The sequence below is a fragment of the Xylanibacter rarus genome (assembly GCF_001275135.1).
GTDB classification, from domain to species: domain Bacteria; phylum Bacteroidota; class Bacteroidia; order Bacteroidales; family Bacteroidaceae; genus Prevotella; species Prevotella rara.
Window position 1 is genome coordinate 21,938 of the sequence record NZ_LFQU01000034.1, and the last position, 8,296, is coordinate 30,233.

General features: G+C 38.6%; 9 protein-coding genes. All 9 read right to left on the minus strand.

Going from position 1 to position 8,296, the window contains the following annotated elements; all coding sequences use genetic code 11:
- Positions 1-158: 158 nt before the first annotated feature.
- Positions 159-761, minus strand: a complete 603-nt coding sequence (gene rsxA, locus ACU52_RS12745; protein ID WP_021855620.1) for an electron transport complex subunit RsxA — start codon at positions 759-761, stop codon at positions 159-161.
- Between the two features lie 3 nt (positions 762-764).
- Positions 765-1,349 (minus strand): electron transport complex subunit RsxE, encoded by a 585-nt coding sequence (gene rsxE / locus ACU52_RS12750; RefSeq protein WP_021855619.1) that lies wholly within the window; start codon positions 1,347-1,349, stop codon positions 765-767.
- A gap of 22 nt (positions 1,350-1,371) precedes the next feature.
- A complete protein-coding gene (locus tag ACU52_RS12755; RefSeq protein ID WP_021855618.1) occupies positions 1,372-1,995 on the minus strand; it encodes an RnfABCDGE type electron transport complex subunit G in 624 nt (207 codons plus the stop codon).
- A complete protein-coding gene (locus ACU52_RS12760; RefSeq protein WP_021855617.1) occupies positions 1,992-2,999 on the minus strand; it encodes an RnfABCDGE type electron transport complex subunit D in 1,008 nt (335 codons plus the stop codon). The genes ACU52_RS12755 and ACU52_RS12760 overlap by 4 nt, the downstream gene beginning before the upstream one ends.
- Positions 3,000-3,029: 30 nt before the next feature.
- Entirely contained in the window at positions 3,030-4,415 is a 1,386-nt protein-coding gene (rsxC, locus tag ACU52_RS12765) for an electron transport complex subunit RsxC (protein ID WP_053399061.1), read from the minus strand.
- Entirely contained in the window at positions 4,412-5,341 is a 930-nt protein-coding gene (locus ACU52_RS12770; protein WP_053399062.1) for a Fe-S cluster domain-containing protein, read from the minus strand. Before ACU52_RS12770 ends, rsxC begins: the two co-directional genes overlap by 4 nt.
- Before the next feature lie 27 nt (positions 5,342-5,368).
- Positions 5,369-5,821 carry a SoxR reducing system RseC family protein gene (locus ACU52_RS12775; protein WP_053399063.1) on the minus strand — a complete coding sequence of 151 codons (453 nt, stop codon included), beginning with the start codon at positions 5,819-5,821 and terminating at the stop codon, positions 5,369-5,371.
- 122 nt (positions 5,822-5,943) lie between these two features.
- A complete protein-coding gene (locus tag ACU52_RS12780; protein ID WP_053399064.1) occupies positions 5,944-6,384 on the minus strand; it encodes a hypothetical protein in 441 nt (146 codons plus the stop codon).
- A gap of 5 nt (positions 6,385-6,389) precedes the next feature.
- The gene (locus ACU52_RS12785) at positions 6,390-7,913 is read right to left on the minus strand and encodes a glycoside hydrolase family 10-like protein (protein WP_053399065.1); all 1,524 of its coding nucleotides are present in this window, start codon (positions 7,911-7,913) and stop codon (positions 6,390-6,392) included.
- Positions 7,914-8,296: the final 383 nt, after the last annotated feature.

Below are 8,296 nucleotides of genomic sequence, written 5' to 3' on the forward strand. Positions count from 1 at the left end.
ACAATAAATAATATACACGTCAAACTACTTTATTATCTAGATGCATTATTTCTAAGTTTTTAATTCAATCACTTTATAAAAAACAAGGAGGAATAGAGATAAATTATTTATAAAAACAATTTTATCTTTACTCCTCCTAAACATACATAGTTTTATCTTCAATCAAGTCCAAATAACGTCCTTAAGCCTGTATCTACTCCAGAGAATCCCAAGAAAGCCAAGCTTAAAAGGCCTGCCGTAACAAGTACAATGGCCATGCCTCGCATACCTTTAGGGATATTCACCATTGACAGTTGCTCTCGTATTCCAGCAAATACGACCAATGCCAAAGCAAATCCCAACGCCGTAGAAAATGCATAAACAACGCTCTGTATCAACGAAAAGTCTTTCTGAATAACAAGAATAGCCACACCCAACACAGCACAGTTAGTGGTGATAAGAGGCAAGAAGATACCCAACGCCTGATAAAGAGCAGGAGAAACTTTCTTAAGAATAATCTCAACCATCTGTACTAAGGCTGCGATAACCAATATAAAGGTTATTGTCTGTAGATACTGCAAACCAAATGGGTCAAGCAAATATATCTGCACCAGATAAGTTACAATCGTTGCAAGTGTAAGCACAAAAGCAACAGCCGCTCCCATTCCAAGTGAAGTGGATACCTTTTGAGACACGCCTAGGAACGGACATATTCCCAAGAACTGTGACAACACGATGTTGTTCACAAATATTGCTGATATAAAAATCAATAAATATTCCATAATTTACGCTTTCTTAAATCTGTTTACAATTGCAATAAGATATCCCAAAGTTATAAATGCTCCAGGAGGCAGAATGAAAAGAAGCATGTTGCTTGTCTCCGGCAGCAGCACGATTCCAAAGATAGAACCGGCTCCAAGAATTTCGCGTACAGCGCCAAGCAATGTAAGCGCAATACTGAATCCAAGACCCATACCTAAACCATCGAACAAACTTTCTACAGGTCCATGGCTGCAAGCAAAAGCTTCAGCACGTCCAAGTATGATACAGTTAACAACAATCAAAGGTATATAAAGACCCAGAGTAGCGTAAATCGTCGGAACAAAAGCTTGCATTATCATCTGAAGTATAGTTACAAACGATGCAATCACAACAATAAACACCGGAATGCGAACCATATCTGGAGTCAGATTCTTTATCAAAGATATTACCAGGTTTGAGCATATAAGCACAAACATTGTGGCTAATCCCATTGACAGACCATTTATAGCAGATGTTGTGGTTGCCAATGTAGGACACATACCAAGAAGAAGTACGAAGGTAGGATTCTCCTTGACTATACCATTTGTTAATATTTTTAAGTAATTCATAATTATCTACATTTAAATACAATTATTTTTCATAATGCCCTGTAGCCGATGTATTAGCATCTACATGGCCTGACTTATAGGCGTTGTAAGCCTGGGTAACAGCAAGCAGGAAAGCACGGCTGGTAATGGTCGAAGCTGTGATAGCATCTATATCACCTCCGTCTTTTTTCACAGTAAGGTTGTCTTTATTTGGATTCTTGCCTATGATGCTTCCCTTACCATCCTTTTGGAACCACTTGTCTGCTTTAGCTCCCAGTCCTGGGGTTTCTGCATGTTGAAGTATAGTATATCCTAAGATATTACCGTCTTTATCAAAACCAACCAATACTTTCAGGTCGCCGCCAAAACCACCGGTGGTACTTTCAACTGCCACTCCTAAATCTTGTTTATTTGAATCAACTGTCTTATGAATTACAAATACAGCTTCCTTGCCTTTTATAGTCTGTTTTATAGTGTCGTTTTCTGCTACTGAAAGCTGAACACCCCCCATAACGGCTTTAATACCATCAGCAAGAGTTTTCTCTGCCTGAAGTTTTATCGGTGCCTCTGTTATATGGTTTACATACGCAAGAATTCCGCCTGTAATAAGTGCCACACCAACAAGGACAAGCACCATATTTGTTATTGACGATTCTAACTTTTTCATTTTTTATCCTCCTTTACAATTTCTCCAAAACGCTTTGGTTTAACATATGCATTTATTAGCGGAGTGAACGCATTCATAATCAGAATTGCGAAAGACATTCCTTCCGGATATGAGCCCCAATTTCTGATTATAACAGTCAAAGCGCCGATGGCTATACCATAGATAATCTGTCCTTTATGAGTCATTGGAGACGTCACATAATCAGTAGCCATAAATATTGCTCCAAGCATAAGTCCTCCAGTTAACAATTCTGCAACGGGGTTAGCATAAATAGGATTGGCAACATGCAACAAGCCACAGAAAACAAAAACCGTAGCCAAGATGCTTACAGGTATATGCCATGTTATGATTTTCTTCCAAAGCATATAAATCAAACCTATGATAAGGGCCAAAGCACAGATCTCGCCAATGGTTCCGGCTCCATGATTTATACCGGGATTACCCAAAAGCAGTGAAACTGAATCAGGAAGTCTGTCAAGTACAGTCGGATCGCCTGATTTTATTGCTTCTTTCATTATACTCAAAGGAGTTGCTCCTGTTTGGGCGTCAACATAACTTGTAAGCTGACCAGCAACAGGCCACGATGTCATCTGTGCCGGGAAAGACACCAACAAGAAACAACGGCCGACCAAAGCCGGATTGAAAGGATTACATCCTAATCCGCCAAATGTCATCTTGCCGATACCAATAGCCACTAAGGCACCAATAATAATTATCCAAACCGGAAGGTTAGACGGAAGGTTGAATCCCAACAACAGACCTGTTAGAATTGCCGATCCGTCAGTTAGCGTAGGCTCTTTTTTCATTATATATTTAGTGATGGCCCACTCAAAGAACATACAGGCTGCCACACTAGATGCACATACAACAACCGAACCTATTCCGAAATACAAAAATGATACCAGCAATGCGGGTAACAATGCTATTATCACGCCATACATATTGCGCTCAACGCTATCTGTTCCATGCGCATGTGGCGATAATGATACTATTAATTTGCTCATCGTTTTAAATTAATTTTTGCCATTATTCATCTAAAAGAAAAATACAATCAGATAAAATGGATTTAGTTTTTTTGCGCTGCGGGCTCTGATTATGCCCATAACTGTAGTCTTGCCCAAACGTATATTATCAAGCATAGGACGGTGAGCAGGACATGTAAACTGACATGAACCGCACTCAATACAAGACGTTACACCGGCAGCCTCTACTTTCTCCCAATCATGCTTAGCACTAGCAGTAGCAAGAAGATACGGCTCAAGCCCCATAGGACATGCACTTACACACTTTGCACATCTGATACAAGGCTGAGGAGCTTTGCGCTTAGCGTCATTTCCACTAAGTATCGTAACACTATTAGTTCCTTTACAGATAGGCACTTCAACTGAAGTAAGGGCTTTTCCCATCATTGGTCCTCCAGCCAACAGTTTATTGTCGCCTTCAGGCATTCCTCCACACTCATTAATTAAATCAATCATTGGAGTACCCATACGCACAAGGAAGTTTGCCGGATGAGCCAGTTTCTTACCCGTAACGGTTGTATATCTTTCAAATAAAGGCTTGTTTTTCATTACTGCCTGATATACAGCATAAGCCGTACCTACATTCTGCACAATTGCTCCTACATTAACAGGAATTGCAGGAGGTGCAGGAACCTGGCGACGAATAACTGCATCAACAAGCTGCTTTTCTCCGCCTTGAGGATATTTCTTTGCCAACGGAACAATTTCTATGTTCGGATTTGAAGCCGTCTTTTGTTCAAACAATTCAATAGCTTTTGGCTTGTTTTCCTCAATACCGATATAGCCTTTATCAACCTTTGCGGCTTTCATAAGCAAATCAAGTCCCACAAGAATCTCATCTGCATGCTCCATCATAAGCCTGTAGTCAGATGTGATATAAGGCTCACACTCCACTCCGTTCAGGATAACACATTCAGCTTTAGCTGTAGGAGGAGGACATAATTTTATAAATGTAGGGAAACCGGCTCCTCCCATACCTGTAACTCCGGCTTTCTTAATACGATCAACAATCTCTTCAGGCGTAAGTTCCGGATGAGCTGAAAGAAGCTCCAACTTATCAGAACGGTCAATACTTTCTTCCCATTCATCACCTTCAACCTTAATAATAATTGAAGGTTTACGGTAACCCGTTGCATCTATGGCACTTTCAACCTTCAGCACAGTTCCTGATACAGAAGAAAAGATCGGAGCTGAAACGAAGCCTCCGGCTTCAGCAATTAAAGTTCCCACCTTAACCTTATCACCTTTCTTTACGACAGGTTTTGCCGGTGCACCAATATGCTGTGACAAAGGGAATATGGCCTGCTGAGGCAATTTTGCTACAGAGGTAACGACCTCTGATGACAATTTATTTTCCTCCGGATGTATACCGCCTATTCTAAATGTTCTCAATTTCATTCCTTTATCTCCTTCTGTTTTGATTCTACACTAGGGTTAACTTTTTCTGAAGAAGCTACACTTTCCACATTCTGTCCAGATGTTTCTGTACGTACTTTAGGAGCAGGGAAATTCACTGCAACAATGGCATGTGTAGGACATGCTTCAACACACTTGCGGCACAAGCGGCATTTTTCAGGGTCAATATAAGAAAGATTATTTTCTATTTTTATTGCATCAAACTTACATTCCTTTTCGCATTTGCCACAACCGATACACGCAGCCTTACATGTCTTCATGGCAATGGCACCCTTATCCTTGTTTACACAACGGACATATACGCGGCGATTCTTTATTCCCTTTTTACGAAGCTCAATAATATTACGAGGACAAGCTTTTACGCAGGCTCCACATGAAGTACATTTTTCCTCATCAACTTCAGGAAGTCCTGTTTCCTGATTCATTGTAATTGCACCAAAAGCGCAAGCATTGACGCAATCGCCACAGCCCAGGCAACCATATCCGCAGCCAGTCTCGCCCGCACCGCAAGAATTTACAGCCGTACATGTTTTTAAGCCATCATAAACTGCAATACGAGGACGCAACTCGCATGTTCCGTTACAACGGACAACTGCAACCTTAGGCTCTGTGTTTGCAACAGCCATACCTAATAAATCAGCAACTTGCCCCATAACATCGGAACCGCCAACAGGACAGAATAGTCCGTCAATAGAGCCTGCATCAGCTCCCTTAACTAACGCACTAGCCATACCGGAACATCCCGGATAACCACATCCTCCGCAATTAGCTCCTGGCAAAATGGCAGACACCTGCCCTATGCGGGGATCTTCATGAACAGCAAACTTCTTAGAGCATACGTACAATATCACAGCTGATATTAACGCAATACCGCCAAGTACAATTACTGCAATTAAAATAAAATTCATAAGTTTTGTATTTGTTTTAGTTAGTAATTATAATTTCAACCCGTTATCGCCGAATGTACTTACACTCAACGGATCAATATGAAACGACAATTTAACTCGTATTTTCTCTCTCATACAGTATAAAATAACATAATAAGGTATGAGCGAACATAAGCTGAACAACGCCGCTGAAATTTCACTTTGTGTAACAACAAAAGCAATGGCCAGAACAGCAACAAGTATAATCAAAGGAATCACAGAACTCAACAAAACTGCTAAAAAGCCCGTACGCTGAGATGCAATAACAATAACATTGTCACCAGTTTTCAAACCATAGTGATTATCACAATATACATCAACCACCTTCTCTTTGCTTTCAGAAGCGTTGCAATTACCGGACATCTTACACGACGAGCATGCTGATGTCTGGGTTATACGTACTTTTATCAATCCGACATCAACAGTATCGACAACCCCTAAATGCCTTATTTCATTTTTCATGTTTTTACCTATAATTTGCAAACTCGAGTTTGCAAATGCAAAAATAATACTATATTTTCAAACAGCAAACAAAAATGAAGATTTTCTGCAAAAAGGGAAAAGTGTAAAAGAAGTCGACTAACCTATTCTTTTAACAGGTTATCAAGAAATTTATTCAAATCGTCATCAAGACCATTCATCAAATCACCTCCAATTATTCTTATATCACTGTCGACAAGATACAGCTCTGCAAAATGTTCTCTGTCATCATTTTCCAAAATAAAACTATATGGCTTCAGTATCGACAAGCAATCAACAACATCACCCATCTGTTTAAGAACATCACGCAATACACCTGCTATATTTATATAAAAATCCTGTTCTTTACAATTAATCCATTGATCAACAACACAACGAGTGATTTCATTGTCATTATCATCAAAAGCAAGAAGCTCACCGGTATCCTGAGAAACACTCAAATGAATATCCGTCATTATAACCGGTTCTTCTGTACTCGGGAATTTTTGAGAAACTTTATTAAAGAACCTCTTTAACTGAACTATTGTTGATTCTGTTGTTTTCATCTTATTTAATATCTTATTGATTTCTTACGCGGTTTACTTTCATTACTCAATCTATCTAAAGCAGTCACAACATAATAGTGCTTTTCACCAGGTTTAATCGCACTAGCCGGTATTTTATAGAACTCGTCAGAAGTTATTGCAACTATTTTTGAAGGATCATCAATATTTATTTTTTCACCTTTAACAAATTTGTATACGACATACTTTACGGCCTTGTTTGACCAATCTTTGCCTTTAGGAGCCTTCCAGAACAGTACAATTCCGTCCTCAAATGCCAGAAACTTCATCTTTCTGACTTTTTTAGGTGCCTTTCCGTCTATATATTTCATCTGCGGAACGAGCGCAGGATACTTCCAATATACATTTTTCAACATTGAGCCATAATTGCCAACATTATCCGTTACCGCCTTGGCATACCACAGAACCGTACCCTGCACATTATTCATTTCCCTATGAAGTTTTTGCTTGGCAGGCATTTGATTTATACTTCTATTTACCAAATCCGGACTTTTTACGGTACGTATTACATCCTCTCCAATATATAGATGTCTTTTCCCTGCATATTTATTCCACCACTTGATTAAAGTCTCATAATCAGCTGCTTTATGTCCTATTTCCCAATAGAGCTGCGGCACACAATAATCTACCCATCCGTTATTAACCCACATTAATATATCAGCATATAAATCATCATAATTCTGAAGTCCGGATGTCTTACTTCCTATCAACGGGTCACTCTTTTTATTTCTATATATACCAAACGGAGATATACCAAACTTTACCCAAGGTTTGGTTTCATGAATAGCTTCATAAAGCTGTTTAATAAAGACATTAACATTATCACGTCTCCAATCATTTTTATTTTTAATGCCGTTATTGTATTTTGCAAACTCAGCATCATCCCGTATAGTTTGCCCTGGAGCAGGATAAGGGTAAAAGTAATCATCTATATGCAATCCGTCAACATCATATCTGCTTACAATATCTTTAACGACATCCACTATATAATCTCTTGCTTCAGGAATACCCGGATTAAGTATCATCTGGCCATCATAGGCAAAAGCTAGTTCAGGATGTTTTATAGCTATATGAGTTGAGGCAAGTTGATTCGTTGTTTTTGTCTTTGCTCTAAAGGGATTAATCCAGGCATGAAGTTCCATGCCACGCTTATGGCACTGATCTATCATCCAGTTCAAAGGATCCCAAAACGGATACGGTGCTTTACCTTGCACACCGGTAAGAAAACGGCTCCAAGGCTCATACTTACTTACATACAAAGCATCGCATTCTGGCCTAACCTGAAATATAATAGCATTAACCCCACATTCTTTCAATCTGTCGAGTTGAGAGATCAAAGTATCTTGCATCTGTTTTGTACTCATACCCATAAACTGACCGTTCACACATTGTATCCATGCGCCTCTAAAATCACGCTTATTAGAATACTGTGCAAAAACAGATACTGTGGCTGATAACAATACTATTAAAGTTAAAAATAACCTTCTATAACTTATTACATTTTTTTTCATATGGCCAAAATTACAGTTTTTGGTTCATAAAAACAAATATATATTACTAAAAAGTTCAAAGAAAGTATTTTTAAACTATAAGAAAACGACTGAATTTTATCCGATTTTCCCGACAAAGACTTAAAATAGGTTAATTTTAATAATGTGTGGGCACACAGAAATATTACATCAAAATAATAAAAGATTTTTCTTGGATAATATAAAAAAAGTGGTTATATTTGCAACTGTTATCCGGAAAACAATCTTTTTACCTTAAAAAACTAATACCTATTGAAGATATAGAGCGATTGCTTGTGAAAGCCATCGCTTTATTTTTTATATATTTATTACAAATAATAAATATTTCGGCTCACCCGATAAATAGTGGGGAAAGAAAGAAGAAA

Excerpts from the sequence above, each read along its gene's own strand:
- ACU52_RS12760 (WP_021855617.1), bottom strand. The coding sequence starts at position 2,999 with ATGAGCAAATTAATAGTATCATTATCGCCACATGCGCATGGAACAGAT.
- ACU52_RS12770 (WP_053399062.1), bottom strand. The coding sequence starts at position 5,341 with ATGAATTTTATTTTAATTGCAGTAATTGTACTTGGCGGTATTGCGTTA.
- ACU52_RS12780 (WP_053399064.1), bottom strand. The coding sequence starts at position 6,384 with ATGAAAACAACAGAATCAACAATAGTTCAGTTAAAGAGGTTCTTTAAT.
- rsxC (WP_053399061.1), bottom strand. The coding sequence starts at position 4,415 with ATGAAATTGAGAACATTTAGAATAGGCGGTATACATCCGGAGGAAAAT.
- ACU52_RS12785 (WP_053399065.1), bottom strand. The coding sequence starts at position 7,913 with ATGAAAAAAAATGTAATAAGTTATAGAAGGTTATTTTTAACTTTAATA.
- rsxA (WP_021855620.1), bottom strand. The coding sequence starts at position 761 with ATGGAATATTTATTGATTTTTATATCAGCAATATTTGTGAACAACATC.
- ACU52_RS12755 (WP_021855618.1), bottom strand. The coding sequence starts at position 1,995 with ATGAAAAAGTTAGAATCGTCAATAACAAATATGGTGCTTGTCCTTGTT.
- rsxE (WP_021855619.1), bottom strand. The coding sequence starts at position 1,349 with ATGAATTACTTAAAAATATTAACAAATGGTATAGTCAAGGAGAATCCT.
- ACU52_RS12775 (WP_053399063.1), bottom strand. The coding sequence starts at position 5,821 with ATGAAAAATGAAATAAGGCATTTAGGGGTTGTCGATACTGTTGATGTC.